Source organism: Gordonia bronchialis DSM 43247 (assembly GCF_000024785.1).
GTDB classification, from domain to species: domain Bacteria; phylum Actinomycetota; class Actinomycetes; order Mycobacteriales; family Mycobacteriaceae; genus Gordonia; species Gordonia bronchialis.
The window spans coordinates 5,071,774-5,090,430 of the sequence record NC_013441.1 but is presented as its reverse complement, the minus strand read 5'-3'; the positions used below and the strand labels follow the sequence as shown (position 1 = coordinate 5,090,430).

Below are 18,657 nucleotides of genomic sequence, written 5' to 3'. Positions count from 1 at the left end.
GCCTCTCGTGGGCGTCTATGGAATCGATCTCGGCACGACCAATTCCGCTATCGCCACCATCGGCGCCGGTGGCCGCCCCGAGGTCATCTCCGGACTCACCGGCGCGCCCACCACACCATCGGTGGTGCTGCTGACCTCGGCCACCGACCACGTCGTCGGCGAAGGCGCACGACGCCAGGCCCGCCTCGACCCCGACAACGTATGCGCACTGGTCAAGAGACGCATGGGCGACCCGGACTGGCGGTTCGTGGCGCACGGGCAGACCTGGTCGGCACCGGCCATCTCCGCACTCATCCTGAAGTCGCTGATCTCCGACGCCGCCTTCGCCGGGGAGCAGGTGCAACGCGCGGTGATCACCGTGCCCGCCTACTTCGGCGACGAGGAGCGCCGCGCCACGATCCAGGCCGGCACCTACGCCGGGATCGACGTCGCGGGGGTGCTCTCCGAGCCTATCGCCGCCGCTCTCTCCTACGGGTTCAGCCGACTGACCGACGGACTGTCGGGCAGCACTCCGGACGAGACCGTGCTGGTCTACGACCTCGGTGGCGGCACCTTCGACGCGACGGTCATCGAACTCGCCGACCGTCGGATCTCGGTCCTCGCCGTCGACGGCGATCATCAGCTCGGCGGCGCCGACTGGGACGAGCGGATCGCGCTGCACCTCTCGCGGGTGTTCTGTGCGGAGAACCCCGACGCCGAGGACCCGCTCGACGACTCCGCCGGATCACAGGCCCTGGTGATCGCCGCAGAGCGCGCGAAACATGAACTGACCGACGCGGACTCGACGTCGGTGGTGGTCGCCCACGAAGGCGCACGCTCGACGATCACGCTGACCCGCCCTCAGGTCGAGGATCTCACCGGCGGGCTGTTGCAGCGCACGGTCGAGCTGACCAGGTCGTGCCTGCAGGCTGCCCGTGACCGCGGTGTGCAGCGCGTCGATCGGGTGCTGCTCGTCGGTGGTTCGTCGCGGATGCCGATGGTCGCCGCCGCGATCGCAGATGCGGTGGGAATCACCCCGGAACTGGCCGATCCCGACCTCGCCGTCGCGCGGGGTGCCGCGATCTACGGCGACAAACTCGAGATCGAACGCCTGGTGGGGGCCGACCTGCGCACCCGTGGCCGCTTGGCGGACGGCGCATCGCCGCTGGATGCGGACGCCGCCGACGTCGAGGAGGCGTGTCGGCGGGTGGCCGATGCCTTCGCGCTGCCCGTGGCCGGGGTGCGCCGCATGTTGGAGATCACCGTGGACACCGTGGTGTCGCGCGGCTTCGGGGTACTCGCGGTGGGCGGCTACTCCGGTTCGCTGGAGGCGACCTGGCTGGTGCACCGCAACCAGACGCTGCCGATCCGTGTTCGACGATCCTTCGGGACGGTGCGTGCCGATCAGGATCGCATCAATCTGACCGTGCTCGAGCAGCTGGGACAGCAGGCATCCCCGCGGCCCGAAGACGCGAAGATCCTCATCGAGGGCGCCATCACCGACATCCCGCCCGGCTACGACGAGGGCAGTGAGGTCCGGGTGATGTTCGAGATGGGATTCGACGGCGTGCTGCACGTGACCGCCCACCACGTCGATGCGGACATCCCGCTCACCCTGACGGCGAAAACCGGTGCGACGCTGTCGGCGTCGGAGGTCAGCCGGGAACTCGACCAGGTGCAGCAATCGCGGCGCCGAGATCGGTGAGCCCGTGAAACCGTTGGACACCAACGACTATCGGAAGCGGGTGTTGGCTGCCGTGGATCGCCGTGGCGGTGTGGAAACGTCCGATCCGTTTGAGCTCTACGACATTCCACTCGATCAGGTCCAGGCGCTCACCGACGCCGAGGTGGCCGAGCGGATCGAGGCGGTGTGGGCGTTCTGGCAGAAGAGCCGCGATCACCCCAAGTACCGGGTGCTGGTGGGCCAGTTGGTGTCCGAGCACGCCCAGCGCAGCGAACTGCTCCGGTACGCGAACCGCCGGGCCGCCCTGGCCCGCACCGTCAGCGAGACGCGCGAGCAGCGTGACGCCGGACGATACGAGTTGTTGGACAACGCGATCGAGCGTCTCATGCAGCGGCACGGCGGTATCCCGGCGTCCAAGCGTGCCGGTCTCGACGATCTCGGTGCGATGAGTGGACTCTCCCCCGAAGAGGTCGCAACCCGGTTGCGCCGCTACCGGATTCTCGACGACGCCACGCCCGCGACCGCTCCTGCACCGCCTGCCGAACTCAGCACGCAGCGCCTCGACCAGATCGCGGCGCTCTTGGCCGAATTCGACCGACTGCAGACCGGGGACGCCACCCCGACACTGCTCAATCTGCTGCACCTGACCCTCGACGAGATCACCGATCTGACCGAGATCGACAGGCGCACACAGCAACTGCGGGAGCGATCACGCGAGCTGCCGGCTGGCCGACTGCGTGCAGTGGTGGACGAGCTCCTGGTGCACGTCCGGGAGATCCTGCTCGACGACGTGACCCTCTCCCGTGCGTACGTCTCCGCCGTCACCACCAAGGTGCGGACACATCTCGAGCCGCGCGTACGGGCGGCGGTCCTCGTCGAAGATGACCTGCTGGCAGACGATTTCGCGTTCCTGGTGGATGAGGCGCGTTCGCTTGGGCTCGGGTCGGTCGGTGCGCGTGCGCTGGTCGGCGAGATCGCCGCCTCCTTCGGCGCGGGCACACCACCGCAGCGCGACGCGGCACCGGTTCCGGCGCCACGACTTCGGGAGTGGGAGGAACCGTTGCGTTCGGCACGGGCCGAGCTGCGTCGGGGACGTCCGGTGACGGCCCAGGCGCTGTGCCGACGGGCCGCTGAGCTGGCCGGCGACGATCCCGACGCCACCCGTCAGATCCGGTCGTTGGCAGAGGAAGTCGAGTCCGTGGTGACGGCGGCGGCACAGCGGTGGCGTCACGCGCTCGACGACGCGGCCCACGCCCGCCACGTCGCCGCACTGTCCGCCTTCGAGGCGCTGAGGCGGGATGCGTCCGACATCGACACGGTAGATGCGGGCGGACCCCGGCTGGGTGACGTCCTGGAGACCTCCCGGCGGGCGGTCGCGGCGGCGGAAGCCGTTGTCGCCGAGGCCAAAGCAGGTATCGCCGATCCATCGGCGATTGCCGACGCCGCACGTGGCTGTGTCGACCATCCCGAGCTCGCCGAACTCGCCGCGCGGCTGAGCGTATCGCCCGCCGGTGACGTCCGCGTCGAGACCCTCAGCGACGGAACCCGGCGGATCAGCTGGCAGGCGTCGGAGACTCCGGGCGTCGTCTACCGCGTTCTGCGGTTGCTGCCGGACGGGGCAACACAAACCGTCGGACGCACTGCCGCAACGGAACTCGACGACGGTGGGGCGCCGCGGGACGGATCGGTCGGCTACGGCGTCGTCACCGTACTCGCGGGGATGTCGTCGGAGATGGCGAGATCCGACGCGGCGCATGCGAGGTCACCGGTGCCAGGTACCGCGCCCGAGATCGTCATCCCCGACATCGTCGTCCGCGGCGTCGCCGACGGTCGGTTGCGGTTCGACTGGCCGGTCGGCGTCACCGAGGCGATGGTGGTGGTCGGCGCGGAACGAGCACCGTCGGATCCGGCCGATCCGCAGGCACGGGCGACCAAGGTGACCAACACCCGCTACGAGATCGACGGCGGTTTCGTCCTGCCCGCCGGGATACGGCACGTCGGGGTGGCGGGATGCCGGCGCGACGAGCGCGGAGTTCTGCACACCGCAACGACTTTCGGACCGCAGGCGCGGATCGTCCTCGATGCGTCCGGATAGGGAGTGATTCTTCCGAGCAGCGACCCGCGACAGACCCGGCCCGCATCCGTATAGGCTGCGGCCAGACGATAACGGTACAAATCCGACACGAGCAGCGAAGGACCACACCATGGGAATCGACTACACCAAACGTCCGAAGGCGCAGCCGGCACCGCCCGCACCACCCCAGCCGCCCGTCCAGCCGTATCAGCAACAGCCCCCGGCGCAGCCGTATCAGCAGCAGCCGCCGGCCCAGGCCCCGATCTCGCTGTCCAAGGTCACGCTGACCAAGTCGGCGCCGAGCGTGTCGCTGACCAAGCAGGGCTCGGCCACCGGACAGATGCGCGTCAATCTCAACTGGACCGCCGGGTCCAAGGGCGGCCTGTTCAAACGGTCCACCGGCGTCGACCTCGACCTCGCCTGCCTCTGGGAGTTCTCCGACGGCGACAAGGGAATCGTTCAGGCACTCGGCAATTCGTTCCAGGCGCCCTACAGCGGACAGCCGATCATCTACCTCGACGGCGACGACCGCTCCGGGTCGGTCACCGGTGGCGAGAACATGTACATCGACCTGTCCCAGACCCATCGCATCCGTCGGGTGTTGATCTTCGCCTACATCTACGAGGGCGCACCCAACTGGGCGGCCGCCAACGGCGTCGTCACCCTGTTCCCGGCCAGCGGTCCGCAGATCGAGGTGCGCCTCGACGAGTCGGATCAGGGCGCCATCTCGTGCGCCATCGCGTTGCTGGAGAACCGTGGCGGTGACCTCGTCATCAACCGCGAGGTCCGCTATATCCGCGGCTCGCAATCCGCGGTGGACCAGGCTTACAACTGGGGCCTGAACTGGAAGGCCGGCCGCAAGTAGTCCCCAAACGACGATGGGTTGCACTCCGTGAAGAGCGCAACCCATCGTCGTTTCTGCGGTGAAACTCAGGCTTTGGCCTCGACCTCCGTCGAAGCCTCGTCGTCGGCGTCACCGAGACGTCGTCGACGCACGATGCTCGACGCGAAGGCCGCGCCGATGAGCACCACACCCACAAGACCGGTGATGACCTCGTTGACGTGCGTGCCGATCGAGTAGAGCAGGATGAACGCGAGCGCGCCGATCGCCCAGTGGGCGCCGTGCTCGAGGTACACGTACTCCGAGAGCGTGCCCTTGCGCACCAGGTACACGGTCAGCGACCGGACGAACATGGCGCCGATGAGGCCGAGGCCGAGCGCGATGATGATCGGGTCGGCGGTGATGGCGAAGGCGCCGATGACGCCGTCGAAGGAGAACGACGCGTCGAGCACCTCGAGGTAGAGGAACAGGAAGAAACCGGCCTTGCCGGTGGCCTTGGCGAGGTCGCTGGGACCACCGGAACGCTTCGCGTTCTCTGGTGCGGGGTCCGCGTCCTCGTCGTCGACGACGTTGTCGACTTTGAACAACTCGCCGAGCCCGTTGACCGCGATGTAGGTGATCATGCCGAGCGCGCCGGCGATCATCACCGTCGACCGTTCCTCAGGTGCGGCGATGTACTCGGCGGTGATGATCAGCAGGCCGGTCGCGATGACCACCTCGAGCATCTCCAGCTTGCCGATGCGTTCCAGCGGACGCTCGATCCAGCTCAGCCAGGTGATCTCCTTCTCCTCGAGCACGAAGCCGAGGAACAGCATGAGCAGGAACATGCCACCGAAGGCCGCGATCTGCGGGTGCGCGTCGGTGATGATCGTCTCGTAGCTGGGGTCACCGTTGGGGAAGTAGGCGGCGTCATCTGGCGGCGGGTTGAGAGCCAGGTCGAGTGCCTGCACCGGACCGAGGCCCGACGCCATCCACACGATCGCCAGCGGGAACACCAAACGCATACCGAAGACGGCGATGAGGATGCCGATGGTGAGGAAGATCTTCTGCCAGAACTCGCTCATCCGACGCAGGACGGTCGCGTTGATGACCGCGTTGTCGAAGGAAAGCGAGACCTCGAGGATGCCGAGGATGACGGTCAGGATAAGCGCCTGCCAGCCCCCGTACAGGAACGCGATGATCATGGCACCGATCGTCACGACGAACGAGATGCCGAATATGCGTACTACCAAGGTGGAGCTGGCCTTTCACTAAGGAGCGGTGCGCAGGGGCACCAGTGTCGATCGCACAAGCATGCCGCACCCGGACGGGCCGGGTGCGGCATGGATGCTGTCGTGGGGGTGAACTTTCTCAGACGTTCACGCCGAAGTCGCGGGCGATCCCCGCGAGGCCCGACGCATAACCCTGGCCGACGGCGCGGAACTTCCACTCGGCGCCGTTCCGGTACAGCTCACCGAAGACCATCGCGGTCTCGGTGGAGGCGTCCTCGGACAGGTCGTAGCGGGCGATCTCGGCGCCACCGGCCTGATTGACGACGCGGATGAACGCGTTGCGCACCTGACCGAAGGACTGGCTGCGGGCGTCGGCGTCGTAGATGGAGACGGGAAAGACGATGGAGTCGACCTCCGGCGGGACCCCGTTGAGGTCGACCTTGATGACCTCGTCGTCGCCCTCACCCTCGCCGGTCAGGTTGTCACCGGTGTGCTCGATGGAGCCGTCCGGCGACCGCAGGTTGTTGAAGAAGATGAAGTGGGCGTCCGACAGCACCTTCTTGTTCGCGCCGAGCGCGATGGCGCTGGCATCCAGGTCGAAGTCGGTGCCGGTGGTGGTGCGGATGTCCCATCCCAGACCCACGGAGACCGCGGTCAGGCCGGGTGCCTCCTTGGTCAGCGAGACATTTCCGCCCTTGCTGAGGCTTACGCCCATGTTGAAGCGCCTTTCGTTGCGTTCATCGGTGATCGCGGAACCGGCGCCGAACGTTTTGCCGGTTTCGCCAACACTGTATGTGAAATCGGGCATTGCGGGGAGTGGGCCGTCTGGACGAATGACCGACGCTGCTACGGCCAAGCCTCGTGAGCGGGGGGCGTGGGTGTGATTGGCTTCGCATCTCTGCAGCGTCTACTGCCGCGCCAGGCCGACCGATCCACAATGCGGCGAACGCTGTCCTGCGTCTGTGTGAGGGTCTGGCCACTCAACCGGCGGACGAGCGACTCTGTTCAGATCGGCGTGCTGGTGGGGGATGCCCCGAACGCGAGGCCCAAGTACCTGTCAATCGGACTCGCACGCCAGTTCCCACGGACACGTTGCCTACTCCGATGCGCTCGGCCGCGCACCATTGGTGTCATCGCCGTCTGGGCTGAGTGGCGCGCTATATGATCGCAATGCGGGTACAGGCCGGGAGCTAGTGTGCAGAGGTTCGAAGATGTCTGCAGGTATAGGAGATGTTACGTGAGTGCGCGAATCCCGGTGTTTGTGTCGGCACCGACGGCGCTCTCTGCAGAGCAACAAATGTCCTACGACTTTATTATCGACCTATTGGCCAATGAGCACTTCGAGCATCGCGCGCTTGGGCGTACCGATTATGGTGTTGACTCGCCACTGAAAGAGGTCTATTCAATTGCCCGACACTGCTCTGGTGGAGTGATACTTGGCTACGAACAGATGTCTGCTTCGAAGGTTCAGTCGAAACCAGGTACTTCGGCATCGGCCACTTTGCGAAATATATCGTTTCCGACCCCTGGAACAACTTGGAGGCTGGAGTTTTGTTCGGTCTGAGGCTTCCGCTGCTCGTTTTCCGTCAGGACGGCATACAAGGAGGTGTGTTCGACGCGGGCGTCACTGACGTATTTATCCAGAGACTACCCGTCGGAATGCCTGATGTTGAGACCGCCAGCCAGATCGGGATTGTGGTGAAACACTGGGCCAGTAACGTCCGCCAGAACTACAGGTCGTACTAGCTAGTCTCGATCCTGTCGGTCTGGCAGACTACTCACAATGTGGGCGACGTTCTGGCCGGATGTGCTGGTAGCAGTAATCGGAGCGGCACTGACTGTGGCCATTGCGTTCGGCACCTACGTGTTGAGCGTGCGGCGAACCGAAAAGCTGGCGCTGCGAGCGCTTATCATTGACCTCTCTCATCGTCGAGCCTTTTCTGGGTCACCAGGTACTACGCCCGGTGCTGTGGGCACAGGCGACTACGCGCGGGCCAACGCCAGCGTGCTGTCGGCGAGAGACGAGATTCGTCACGCTCGCACGCAGGTGCGGCAACTGCCTTCGTTACAAGGCCCCTCGCTCGCATGGTCCGAGCGTGCAATAACTATTTGGAGAATGCTGAGACAGACCCCGACGCTTATGCGACGCGACTGGTTGAGTTGTTACAAGGCCCCTCGCTCGCATGGTCCGAGCGTGCAATAACTATTTGGAGAATGCTGAGACAGACCCCGACGCTTATGCGACGCGACTGGTTGAGTTGCGCGATGCATTGCATCAGGAGATTCGAAAGCTAAGTTGTCAGCGTCGCGGTCTCCCGACAACTATGCCTGGAGCAGATGCTCTCTGAGTCGAACGTCCGCACCCATGCAGGGCGGCAGTTCCTGCCTGCTCGAAGACGTCGGCGGACCCGTTGGGTGGATAAGCTCATTGCCGCGGCAAGTGATCCGAGCCGCGAACGCACTATGAACTGGCAGCGTGGGCGGGCTTAAAGCCCGGCGAGCGGTTCGATCCTATCTTCTTCGACGGCGCGGCCGCCGATTCGCGACTGTCGTTGAATTAGCCGGGCACGTGGGCTAGTCAACTCGCCGCCGTGGGCAGCTGATGGAGCACCTGTCCAGCCGACATGATGCAGGCAATGCTCCCCGCACGTCGACGACGACCTCCTGCACGCCGACACCGCTCCGACACTCACCTGCGTCCTGGTGGCACGCACGTCGAAGTACACCTATAAGGGGGACACCCGCCGAAGCGAACCTCTAGCGGTCTCTGACGACCACCACGACTCACCCCGGCGTTACCCTTGACCCCGATGAGCAAGAAGAACCGCCCCCCGTGGTGCCCGCCGCGCCGAGAAGACCCGCAAGCGCGCGAAGCGGCAAGGCAACGTCGTCCCGATCCGACGCAGCGGTCCCGCACTCGATGACCTTCTCGATGACTTCGAGCAGTGGCTGGCCGACACGGGCTTCGAGCAGGATCCGGTACCGCGCCGCTCGAAGATGTCGGCAGAGTCTGGGGCTGGGCGGAGTTCCTTGCCGCCGTGAATGATCCGACACACGAGCGGCACAACGAACTGATGGAGTGGGCGGGGCTCGAGCCCGGCGAGCGGATCGATCCCACTTTCTTCGACGCCGCGGCCATCAACCGCCGCCTGTCGCAGAGGTAGACCCACCAACTACGAAACCCACCATCCCGCAAGCGGAATGGTGGGTTTCGATATCGAGAAGAATCAGCCCTCGATGATGAACGCCTCGAGCTGCTGGCGAGCGACGTCGTCGGCGAGCTGCTGGGGCGGGGACTTCATCAGGTAGGCCGAAGCCGGGATGACCGGTCCGCCGATGCCGCGGTCCTTGGCGATCTTGGCCGCACGCACGGCGTCGATGATGATGCCGGCCGAGTTGGGGGAGTCCCACACCTCGAGCTTGTATTCCAGGTTCAGCGGCACATCGCCGAAGGCGCGTCCCTCGAGGCGAACGTAGGCCCACTTGCGATCGTCAAGCCACGCAACGTGATCCGACGGTCCGATGTGCACGTTCTTGTCCTCGACCTTGCCGGCCAGCGAGCCGGTCAGGTTGGAGGTCACGGCCTGGGTCTTGGAGACCTTCTTGGACTCCAGGCGCTCACGCTCGAGCATGTTCTTGAAGTCCATGTTGCCGCCGACGTTGAGCTGGTAGGTGCGGTCCAGGGTGACGCCACGGTCCTCGAACAGCTTGGCCATCACGCGGTGGGTGATGGTGGCACCCACCTGGCTCTTGATGTCGTCGCCGACGATCGGAACGCCGGCGTCGACGAACTTCTGCGCCCACTCCGGGTCGGAGGCGATGAACACCGGAAGGGCGTTGACGAAGGCGACACCCGCGTCGATGGCGCACTGCGCGTAGAATTTGTCGGCCTGATCCGAGCCCACCGGGAGGTAGGAGACCAGCACGTCGACCTCGGCGTCCTTGAGGGTCTGCACGATGTCGACGCCGCTGCCGTCGGCCTCGGTGATGGTCTCGAGGTAGTACTTGCCGAGACCGTCGAGGGTGTGGCCGCGCTGCACGGTGACGCCGGTGGGCGGCACGTCGGCGATCTTGATGGTGTTGTTCTCGCTCGCGAAGATCGCGTCCGAGAGGTCGAAGCCGACCTTCTTGGCGTCGACGTCGAAGGCGGCGACGAACTCGACGTCGCGCACGTGGTACGGACCGAACTTGACGTGCATCAGGCCGGGCACGTTCGCGTTCTCGTCGGCGTCCTTGTAGTACTGCACGCCTTGCACCAAGGATGAAGCGCAGTTTCCTACGCCCACGATGGCAACGCGCACCTTGTTGGGCTCACCCATGGTCGGGCTCTCCTTCTTCTCGCGGCGCCACAGACGTTCGCTGCGCGACCGGTGTTTTCAGTTGCTCGGAATCCCGGCGCGTGGAATCACGCGACCCGGGACCGCCGTTGTCCTCCGCGTCCCGGCGGGTGGCCGGAACACGGAAATCCGCATCGGAGACGTCGGTGTCGGTTGCGGGTTCAAAGGCATCGGCATCGATGCCGCGATCCGGATCCGGGTCATCGGGACCGGATCCGGAACTCTCGGCCGCGATCAGCTCGTTGAGCCAGCGCACCTCACGCTCGCTGGACTCGAGGCTGAGCTGATGCAGTTGCCGGGTGTAGCGGTCGACGGCCCGGTTGGACCGGCCGACGATCTCCCGCAGACCTTCCCGGCGTTCTTCCACCTGACGGCGGCGGCCTTCGAGGATGCGCATGCGCGCCACAGCCGGGGTACGGCTGAAGAACGCGAGGTGCACCCCGAATCCGTCGTCGGTGTAGTTCTGCGGTCCGGTGTCGGCAACGAGCTCGTTGAACCGTTCCCGACCCTTGTCGGTGAGCTGGTAGACGCGGCGACCGCGTCGCACCTTCATCCCCGACGGCGTGGCGGCCTCGTCGATGAGACCGTCCGCCTGCATGCGGCGCAGCGTCGGATACAGCGACCCATAAGAGAAGGCCCGGAACGCGCCGAGAAGACCGGTCAGACGTTTCCGCAATTCGTATCCGTGCATGGGGGATTCGATGAGCAGTCCGAGAACAGCCAGTTCGAGCATGTCCGCACCCCCTTTCGCCGATGGTTCCGACACCAGTGCACCCGACATGTCGACGCATACTGACGCGCCAACAGTCCGTTCCGATGTATTCGCCAATGTATCGCACCGATATAACGACTGTCCACGACGACGCTGTGTGAGCGCTGCCGCACGTCGCGCGGGCGTCCACAACAGTGAGGACGTACGCTGAAACACGTGCAACGCCAGATCGTCGACTACGCCCTGCAGCGGCGCGCGCGGTTGGCCGAGGTTCACTCGGGCCGGACCGCCGTCGCCGATGTGTGCGATGCGAGTCCGTATCTGCTGCGTGCCGCCAAATTCCATGGCCGTCCCTCGTCGACGGTGTGCCCGGTCTGCCGCAAAGAGCAGGTCACGCTCGTGTCCTGGGTGTTCGGTGACCGTCTCGGGCAGGTGTCGGGGTCGGCGCGCAGCAACGAGGAGATCGCCCGGCTCGATGCGAGCGCCGAGGAGTTCTCGGTGCACGTCGTCGAGGTGTGCCGGACCTGCAGCTGGAACCATCTCGTGCAGTCGTACGTTGCGGGGTTGCCACCGCGGTCCACGCGGACTCGTCGCGTGGCCAAATAGTTCGACGGATCGCCGGCCGTTTCGGCTGTGTTCTGCGCGACGCTTTTTGCCGTCGGGCACGCGAGTACGTCACAGTAGAGTAACGAACGCATACGAGAAGTACTGTGGTTGCGGCGCTGACACGCGCGCTTGGCCCGGTGGGAAAGGTTGACGATGAGCGAGGCACGTAGCACTTCGCCCACGTCGCGGGGCGCCGGTTCGGCGTCGAATCGGGGTCGTGGCGGCGCGACACATGAGAAGCACAGCCGCTTCGCCTGGGCACTCGGCGCGGTGGGGCTCATCGTCCCGGCCATCGTGCTGATCCTGATCGCGGCATTTGCCTGGACCTACGCCAACGCGCAGATCCCCGAGCCCGAGGTCAGCCAGAAGGCGACCATCGTCGACTCCGGTGGCAACCTGATCGCCGAGGTCAAGCAGGCCGACGGCGACCGCAAGGTGATCCCGTACAAGGACATCCCGACCACCATGACGCAGGCGATCGTCGCCGCCGAGGACCGCGAGTTCTGGCAGAACGACGGCTTCTCGGCGCGTGGCCTCTCGCGCGCGGTGCTCGGCAAGCTCACCGGCAACGAGGACGCCGGCGGCGGCTCGACCATCACGCAGCAATACGTCAAGAACGCGATCGTCGGCGACGAACGCTCCTACACCCGCAAGTTCCGCGAGCTGGCCTACGCCGCGAAGATGAAGCCGGGCAACGGGTGGTCCAAGGAGAAGATCCTCGAGTCCTACCTCAACACCATCTACTTCGGCCGCGGCGCGTACGGCATCGCGGTCGCCACCCAGGCCTACTTCGGCAAGCCGATCAGCAAGGGCCTCACCTTTGAGGAGGCGGCCCTCCTCGCAGCCGTCGTCCGGGCACCGTCCTACTACGACCCGGCGGTCAACTCCGACGTCGCGCTCGTGCGCTACCGCTACGTCCTCGACGGCATGGTGACCACCGGTGCCATCACCCGAGCCCAGGAACAAGGTGCGCGGGACAAACTGCCGCGCACCATCGAGCCGCGTAGCGTCTCCGACTACACGCCCGGCCCGAGCGGCCTGATCAAACGTCAGGTGCTCGCCGAGCTGCCCTCCATCGGCATCACCGAGAAACAGCTGCGTACCGGTGGTCTGCGTATCGTCACCGGCATCGATCCCCAGGTGCAGAACTCGGTCGTGCAGGCGTCCTGCCGGCAGAACAAGATCTACAAATGTCCCGACGGCAAGATGAACGGCGAACCGAAGAACCTGCGGACCGCCTCGGTGTCGATCGACCCGCGCACGGGTGCGGTCCGCGGCTACTACGGCGGCGACGAATCGCTCGGCTGGGACTACGCACAGGCCGGACTGCAGACCGGGTCGTCGTTCAAGGTGTTCGCGCTCGTCGCCGCGCTCGAGCAGGGCATCCCGCTCTCGCGGGTCTACAGCTCGGCGCCGTACGAGGCCACCGGCGGACTGACCGTGGAGAACTCCGACGGTGAATCCTGCGGTTCGTGCAACCTCGCGACGGCCATGAAGATGTCGCTCAATACCGTCTACTACCGGCTCATGATGGATCTGCAGGGCGGCGCCAAGGCCGTCGCCGACGCCGCGCATCAGGCCGGTGTGGCCCGGTCGTTCGGCGACATCGCGCAGACCCTGCAGGAGGCCAACGGCTATCCCGAGGGTGGCGTGGTGCTCGGGCAGTACCCGTCCCGCGTGATCGACATGGCCTCGGCCTACGCCACGCTCGCCGCGTCGGGGATCTACCGTCAGCCCTACTTTGTGCAGAAGGTGACCGACTCCGACGGCAACGTCCTGTTCGAGCGTCAGAAGAACGACGGTCAGCGGGTCTTCCCGGCGAAGGTCGCCGACAACGTGACCTCGGCACTCGAACCGATCGCGGCCTACTCCAACGGCCACTCGCTCTACGACCCCACGCTGGGTTCGCGTCCGTCGGCAGCCAAGACCGGCACCGTCCAGCTCGGCGACACCGGCAGCAACAAGGATGCCTGGATGGTGGGTTACACCCCGCAGCTCTCGACCGCGGTCTGGGTGGGCACCAATGCCGGTGGGCCGTTGGAGAACGTCAACGGTGCGTCCATCTACGGCAGCGGCCTGCCCTCCGACATCTGGCAGGCGGCGATGAACGGTGCCCTGGCCGGCGAGCCGATCGAGCAGTTCCCCGAGCCGGAAGCGGTGGGCGGTCAGGCCGGTGTGCCCTACGAGCCGCCGGCGGTGACGTACGATCCGACCACCACCCAGACCCGTGGTCCGCGGACCCAACCGCGTCGTGGTGACTACGGCAACGGCGGCGACGGCAACTGGACGCCGGTGCCCGGGATCACCATCCCGACCGGGCCGCCGGGTGGTGGCAACAACGGAAACGACAACGGCAACAGCGGGGACGGCGACGGTAACGGTGGAGACACCGGCAACGGTGGCAACAACGGCGACAACGGGGACGGCGGTAATGGGGACATTCCGGAACCGCCAGTCGGCTGACGGGCATCGAGCTGACGTTCGCGCCCTGCAGCGCGTGTGTACGCGCGGCGCCGACCCACGCATCCTGAGGTGCCAGCAGCGTGAGCGACGAGCCACGACGGGCCGCCTCCGCACGCCCCAGGCCGCCCATGTCTGAGCCGAATCCGCCCGAGCCGAGCCGCTCGGAGCCGAACCCCGCCCGTGACGACGCCGAACCGGGCCTGGTGAGTCCCACCCGCATGTCCGCCGACCTTCGCGTCGACGACGATCGGATACGCCCGAGTCACACCGACGGATTGGTGCGCGAGGCCAGCTCGGTCGTCGGCGGTCCGTCCGGCGCGCACGCCGTCGTGGGACGTAGCCGGCATCTGACCCCGGTCCGGGTGCTGTTCGGCCTGGCTCTGATCACGTTGGCGCTCAGCTGGTTCGGCAAGGCCGGCTGTCTGCAGCAGGCCGAACCCGATGACGGAACCGCCGGACAGCCCGGCGCGGTCATGCGGCTCGACTGGGACAACCAGCGTCAGTTCACCGACCTCTGCTACTCCGACGTCATCAGTCTGTACGGAGCCGAACGCCTCAACGACGGCGCGCTGCCCTACCGCGACTACTGGTATCAGGACGACGGCACCGGCAAACAGATCAAGCGTTACATGGAGTACCCGGTGCTCACCGGGATGTACATGTACGGTGCGGCGCGGCTCGCCGGCTGGTGGGGCTGGGCGAATGAACACTGGGGAGTGCCGGGCGCGCTGGACGTGGTGATGTTCTTCAACCTCGTCGCGCTCGGGCTGGCACTGTTCTGGCTCGTCACCATCTGGGCGACCGCGCTGACCGCCCGCACTCGCATGTGGTCGGTGTGGCTGGCGGCCCTGTCCCCGCTGGTCCTGGTGCATGCGTTCACCAACTTCGACGCCATCGCCACCGCGTTGGTCGCGCTCGCGTTGCTGGCCTGGTCGCGGCGCCAACCGTGGCTCGCCGGTGTGTGTCTCGGCCTGGGAACAGCGGCCAAGTTGTACCCGGCGTTACTGCTGGTGGTGTTCGCCGTGCTGTGTCTGCGGGCCGGCAAGATGCGCGAGTTCGCGGTCCTGGCGGCGACGGCGGTCGGCTCCTGGCTGCTGGTGAATCTGCCGGTCCTCATCCCGTACCCCTCCGGGTGGCGAGAGTTCTTCCGCTTCAACACCGATCGCGGGGCCGACCCCGATTCCTGGTATCGCGTGCTCTCCGACATCGGTGGTTTCACATGGAACATCGATCTTCTCAACGGGCTCACCATGCTGCTGCTGGTGCTGGTCATCGGCGCGGTGATCGCGATCGGCCTGCTCGCCCCGTACCGCCCGCGGGTCGCGCAGCTCGCCTTCCTGCTCGTCGCCGGCTTCCTGTTGGTCAACAAGGTATGGAGTCCGCAGTACTCGCTGTGGCTCGTGCCGCTGGCCGTGCTCGCGTTGCCGCACACGCGACTTCTGCTGAGCTGGATGGTGATCGACGCCCTGCTCTGGATTCCGCGGATGGGCCTGTTCCTCGACGCCGACCGTCGGTGGCTACCCGACGAGTGGTTCACCGGCGCGGTGATCCTGCGTGGACTGATGGTGATCATGCTGTGCGGCGTCGTGATCTGGCAGATCTGGCATCCCACCGAAGATCTCGTCCGGCAACGACGCCTGGGTGGCTACTATGACGACCCGGCGGGTGGGGTGCTCGACGGTGCACCCGACCGGCTGGGATCGCGCGTCGTCGCTGACGTCGGCGCGAACCGGCCACACGACGCGGGTGACGACGGTACGGTCATGGCGACAGGGGGAAGGTCGCACATGACTGGCGGGGGTCAACCGGGGTCGGACGGCCCGCAACCATCATGGGCAGCTCCGTCGCCCAGGCCGCCACCCCCGCTGGCACCGCAACCCGGGCCATAGCCGGCTGGCACCGGTGGACCGCCGCCGTACCCTGCGCCCGGGCCGCCCGGCTTCGGTCCCGGCGGACCGCCGCCGCAGCGGAGACGACCGCGTCGAGGACCCATCGTCGGGTTGGTGCTGGGCGGGATCGCGTTGCTCGTCGTCGGCGCACTCGCCGGTGGCGGCGCGGTGTGGGCCGCCAAGTCGTCGGATTCGACGGCGTCGACGGAGCCAACGCATGACAACCACGTCGACGAGGCGGCGCAGCGAGATGCCGAATCCGTCGACCTTGCAAAACAATTCGTCACCGACCTCAGCACCTATAGTCCAACAGACACGTCAGGACTGGATCGGGCGATCGGGCGAACCTGTCCCGGGTCGCCGACACGCAATCAACTCACGTCGAGCGTGACCAGCCTGAGACAGATTCTCGTTCAGTCGAAGATCACCTCTGCGGCGACGATCCTCCGTGCAGTCGCCGACGACGGTCGACGGACATCGGACACGGTCCCCGTCGTGGTTGTGTACCGGGCCGCAACGACGGCCGCCGGGGGTGCGGAGAAATCACAACAGCCGACCGTCGAGGTGGTCGTCCGAGCTGCACCGGCCGGGCTCTGTGTCGACAACCTCGAGCTCTTCACCTGATGTCGGCCTGAATTCGCTGCAGGAGAGTTGCTTTCGCAGCCGGCCAATCGTCGTCGGTCATCGCGAACTGTGCGGTGGTGCGCCAACCGTCGCCGAAGCGGCGGTGTTTGCGCAGCAGACCCTCGAAGGTCGCACCGAGTTTCGTTATGGCCGCCCGGGATTGGGCGTTGAGCTCGTGGGTGTGCCACACCAGACGGACCGCGCCACAGTCCTCGAAGGCGTGTTTCATCAACAGGTACTTCGCCGTCGGATTGACGGCGGTGCCCTGCACGGCTTCGGTGTAGAAGGTGTATCCGATGGCACAGGTCAGATTCGGCTGGTCGATGTCGTAGTAGCTCGTCGAACCGAGTAGTGCCCCGGTCTCGTTGTCGATCACCGCGAACGCGACGCGCCGCTGCGGATCGGCGTGGGCGGCCTCGACAAACGTCCGGGCGCTCGTCTCGTCGGTCGGGATGGCCGGCACCCACCGGAAACGATCCGGATCACCCACCACACCCGCCAGGGCGCCGACGTCGTCGAAGCTCAACGGGCGCAACGTCACCCGATCCCCGACGAGGGGCCCGGTACCCAGCCAGGAACTCATTGGACGCTCTCCTCCGGTCGTGCTGTCGGCTTCACCGTATCCGCGGTGTCAACGGGATTCTTCCGGGACATCATGGTGGCCAACGGCTCTCGCAGTGGGGTGCGGACAAAGGTGACGATCAGCACGACGAGCAGGACCGCGTGAACCCAGACCGATCCCGCCACTCCGCCGATGGTCACCCACGACGGCCAGCCCGAGTTGATGAACCCGATGTAGCGGAAGATGGCGATGTCGAGGATGAGGTCGGTGGCGAGATAGGCGGCGATGACCGTCCAACGGACGTTCAGCAACACGAAGAACGGCATCAGCCACAGCGTGTACTGCGGCGAATGTACCTTGTGGAACACCATGAATCCGGCCAGCATCGACGCGGCGACACCGATCCACGGGAAGGTGCCGATCTGCGCCATCCGGCGACGGCCCAGCGCGATCGCCACGGCGAACGAGCACAGGATGAGCAGTGGCGAGGCCACGCCGACGATGGCGTTGTAGGTGTCGGTCACCGATCCGCCGGTGAGAAAGCGAAAACCCCAGTACCAGATGGAATTTGCAGTGGCGTCTGCGCTGCGGTCACTCTGGAACTGCCAGGCCGCCAGCCATCCGTCGAAGCCCAGCAGCACGAACGGGAGCTGAATGATCAGGGTGGTGACCGCGGCGGCGCCCACCACCAGCCCGGCGCCGGCCCAGTCGGGTTGTCTGCCGCGCACACCGTCGGCGCCCCGGTACAGCACATACAACGCGAGTGGCAGCACGAAGAGCCCCGGATAGAGCTTGAGGCAGAACCCGATTGCCAGCAGCGCCGATGCGCAGGCGGCTGCTGTCCGCAACGAGAGTCGCCGCTGTCCGGTGCGGGGGCTCGTGGTGGCACCCCACGCCATCACCGCGATCGCCCCGACCGTCGTCGCGACCACCGGGAGCTCCCAATTATGGAAGGCGTACAACACAATTGGAGGAGTGGCCACCCACAGCAGCACCCGCCAGCGGGCCATCAGCGCCAGTATGATGGTGATCAGCAACGCGAACGGTGCGAGAAGCCACACGGTGTGGGTGAAGAACTCGGTGTCGTTGTGTGCGCCGATCGCCCCGAGATAGATCAGCATCCCGGACAGCACCGGGTACTCGACGACCCCGCCGTAGAGCGTCCCATCCGGATGGATACCGCCGTGGATGTAGGGGAAGACGTGTTTGTCCACGTCGCGGTCGAGCCAGAGTTGGTAGACGTCGGAGTAGCAGGGCAGCAGTCGGCTCTGGTCGCCGCCGGGGAAGTGGGCGCTGCGACCGAGCGGGTTGAACGGCTCCCCACCGCAGCGGATCTTGATGTGATAGCTCCATAGCATCGCCAGCACGGTGAGGATCAACGCGACCAGAATGATGACGGCGGTCTCACCGCGCCCCGAATGCCAGCGCAACCTCGAGCGCAGACCGGGTCGCGAGGCACGCATGGTGTCAGCGTAGGCGGTCACCGGCTGCGGTTCCGGGGGAGCCTGGCGCCTGCCGAGATCTGTACCTGGGGCGGGTGGCGTGTGGATGGTGCGGGTGACGACCCCACGACATACACCTTCCGGCTATCGGCACCCGCCCCCGCGACCACGGATTTCTCTCCAAACGCCCTGGTCGTGTATCTTGGAGCGGTTGCCGACGCAGGCGACCCTCC

15 protein-coding genes are annotated in these 18,657 nt (G+C 66.1%); 9 read left to right on the top strand and 6 right to left on the bottom strand.

Annotation, left to right across the window (positions count from 1 at the left end; translation table 11 throughout):
• Nucleotides 1–7: 7 nt before the first annotated feature.
• The 3 genes from GBRO_RS23580 (at nucleotide 8) to GBRO_RS23570 (ending at nucleotide 4,602) form a co-directional block, all read left to right on the top strand.
• Nucleotides 8–1,684, top strand: coding sequence for an Hsp70 family protein (locus GBRO_RS23580; RefSeq protein ID WP_012836344.1), 1,677 nt, complete (start codon nucleotides 8–10; stop codon nucleotides 1,682–1,684).
• Between the two features lie 4 nt (nucleotides 1,685–1,688).
• Nucleotides 1,689–3,758 (top strand): hypothetical protein, encoded by a 2,070-nt coding sequence (locus GBRO_RS23575; RefSeq protein WP_012836343.1) that lies wholly within the window; start codon nucleotides 1,689–1,691, stop codon nucleotides 3,756–3,758.
• A 109-nt stretch (nucleotides 3,759–3,867) separates the two neighbouring features.
• On the top strand, nucleotides 3,868–4,602 hold the full coding sequence (locus GBRO_RS23570) for a TerD family protein (RefSeq protein WP_012836342.1): 735 nt from the start codon (nucleotides 3,868–3,870) through the stop codon (nucleotides 4,600–4,602).
• Between the two features lie 65 nt (nucleotides 4,603–4,667).
• Here GBRO_RS23570 and GBRO_RS23565 read toward each other — a convergent pair whose 3' ends face one another.
• Both GBRO_RS23565 and GBRO_RS23560 read right to left on the bottom strand, forming a co-directional pair.
• Complete coding sequence (locus tag GBRO_RS23565; RefSeq protein ID WP_012836341.1) at nucleotides 4,668–5,810, bottom strand: DUF475 domain-containing protein; 1,143 nt, start codon at nucleotides 5,808–5,810, stop codon at nucleotides 4,668–4,670.
• 118 nt (nucleotides 5,811–5,928) lie between these two features.
• On the bottom strand, nucleotides 5,929–6,504 hold the full coding sequence (locus GBRO_RS23560; RefSeq protein WP_041920824.1) for a TerD family protein: 576 nt from the start codon (nucleotides 6,502–6,504) through the stop codon (nucleotides 5,929–5,931).
• 522 nt (nucleotides 6,505–7,026) lie between these two features.
• Here GBRO_RS23560 and GBRO_RS26135 point away from each other — a divergent pair.
• On the top strand, nucleotides 7,027–7,353 hold the full coding sequence (locus GBRO_RS26135; RefSeq protein WP_147290683.1) for a hypothetical protein: 327 nt from the start codon (nucleotides 7,027–7,029) through the stop codon (nucleotides 7,351–7,353).
• A gap of 1,381 nt (nucleotides 7,354–8,734) precedes the next feature.
• Nucleotides 8,735–8,953: an IS1096 element passenger TnpR family protein gene (locus GBRO_RS25595; protein WP_083775659.1), complete on the top strand. Its 219-nt coding sequence runs from the start codon at nucleotides 8,735–8,737 to the stop codon at nucleotides 8,951–8,953.
• Nucleotides 8,954–9,016: 63 nt separating this feature from the next.
• Here the strand turns inward: GBRO_RS25595 and GBRO_RS23550 are convergent, their stop codons facing one another.
• On the bottom strand, nucleotides 9,017–10,108 hold the full coding sequence (locus GBRO_RS23550; RefSeq protein WP_012836338.1) for an inositol-3-phosphate synthase: 1,092 nt from the start codon (nucleotides 10,106–10,108) through the stop codon (nucleotides 9,017–9,019).
• A complete protein-coding gene (locus GBRO_RS23545; RefSeq protein ID WP_012836337.1) occupies nucleotides 10,101–10,859 on the bottom strand; it encodes a PadR family transcriptional regulator in 759 nt (252 codons plus the stop codon). The genes GBRO_RS23550 and GBRO_RS23545 overlap by 8 nt, the downstream gene beginning before the upstream one ends.
• 195 nt (nucleotides 10,860–11,054) lie before the next feature.
• On the opposite strand from GBRO_RS23545, the gene GBRO_RS23540 reads away from it, so the two are divergent.
• The 4 genes from GBRO_RS23540 (at nucleotide 11,055) to GBRO_RS23525 (ending at nucleotide 16,420) form a co-directional block, all read left to right on the top strand.
• Complete coding sequence (locus GBRO_RS23540; protein ID WP_012836336.1) at nucleotides 11,055–11,444, top strand: DUF5318 family protein; 390 nt, start codon at nucleotides 11,055–11,057, stop codon at nucleotides 11,442–11,444.
• Between the two features lie 153 nt (nucleotides 11,445–11,597).
• Complete coding sequence (locus tag GBRO_RS23535) at nucleotides 11,598–13,907, top strand: transglycosylase domain-containing protein (protein ID WP_012836335.1); 2,310 nt, start codon at nucleotides 11,598–11,600, stop codon at nucleotides 13,905–13,907.
• A 218-nt stretch (nucleotides 13,908–14,125) separates the two neighbouring features.
• Entirely contained in the window at nucleotides 14,126–15,796 is a 1,671-nt protein-coding gene (locus tag GBRO_RS23530) for a glycosyltransferase family 87 protein (RefSeq protein WP_115311869.1), read from the top strand.
• A gap of 114 nt (nucleotides 15,797–15,910) precedes the next feature.
• Nucleotides 15,911–16,420 (top strand): hypothetical protein, encoded by a 510-nt coding sequence (locus GBRO_RS23525; protein WP_012836333.1) that lies wholly within the window; start codon nucleotides 15,911–15,913, stop codon nucleotides 16,418–16,420.
• On the opposite strand, the gene GBRO_RS23520 is transcribed toward GBRO_RS23525, so the two are convergent.
• Together GBRO_RS23520 and GBRO_RS23515 are read right to left on the bottom strand one after the other, a co-directional pair.
• Nucleotides 16,413–17,003, bottom strand: coding sequence for a GNAT family N-acetyltransferase (locus GBRO_RS23520; protein ID WP_012836332.1), 591 nt, complete (start codon nucleotides 17,001–17,003; stop codon nucleotides 16,413–16,415). The two genes, GBRO_RS23525 and GBRO_RS23520, sit on opposite strands and share 8 nt — an antisense overlap.
• Entirely contained in the window at nucleotides 17,000–18,445 is a 1,446-nt protein-coding gene (locus GBRO_RS23515; RefSeq protein WP_052298453.1) for a hypothetical protein, read from the bottom strand. The genes GBRO_RS23520 and GBRO_RS23515 overlap by 4 nt, the downstream gene beginning before the upstream one ends.
• Nucleotides 18,446–18,657: the final 212 nt, after the last annotated feature.

Excerpts from the sequence above, each read along its gene's own strand:
- GBRO_RS23570 (WP_012836342.1), top strand. The coding sequence starts at position 3,868 with ATGGGAATCGACTACACCAAACGTCCGAAGGCGCAGCCGGCACCGCCC.
- GBRO_RS23560 (WP_041920824.1), bottom strand. The coding sequence starts at position 6,504 with ATGGGCGTAAGCCTCAGCAAGGGCGGAAATGTCTCGCTGACCAAGGAG.
- GBRO_RS23550 (WP_012836338.1), bottom strand. The coding sequence starts at position 10,108 with ATGGGTGAGCCCAACAAGGTGCGCGTTGCCATCGTGGGCGTAGGAAAC.
- GBRO_RS23545 (WP_012836337.1), bottom strand. The coding sequence starts at position 10,859 with ATGCTCGAACTGGCTGTTCTCGGACTGCTCATCGAATCCCCCATGCAC.
- GBRO_RS23535 (WP_012836335.1), top strand. The coding sequence starts at position 11,598 with ATGAGCGAGGCACGTAGCACTTCGCCCACGTCGCGGGGCGCCGGTTCG.
- GBRO_RS23530 (WP_115311869.1), top strand. The coding sequence starts at position 14,126 with ATGTCCGCCGACCTTCGCGTCGACGACGATCGGATACGCCCGAGTCAC.
- GBRO_RS23520 (WP_012836332.1), bottom strand. The coding sequence starts at position 17,003 with ATGAGTTCCTGGCTGGGTACCGGGCCCCTCGTCGGGGATCGGGTGACG.
- GBRO_RS23515 (WP_052298453.1), bottom strand. The coding sequence starts at position 18,445 with ATGCGTGCCTCGCGACCCGGTCTGCGCTCGAGGTTGCGCTGGCATTCG.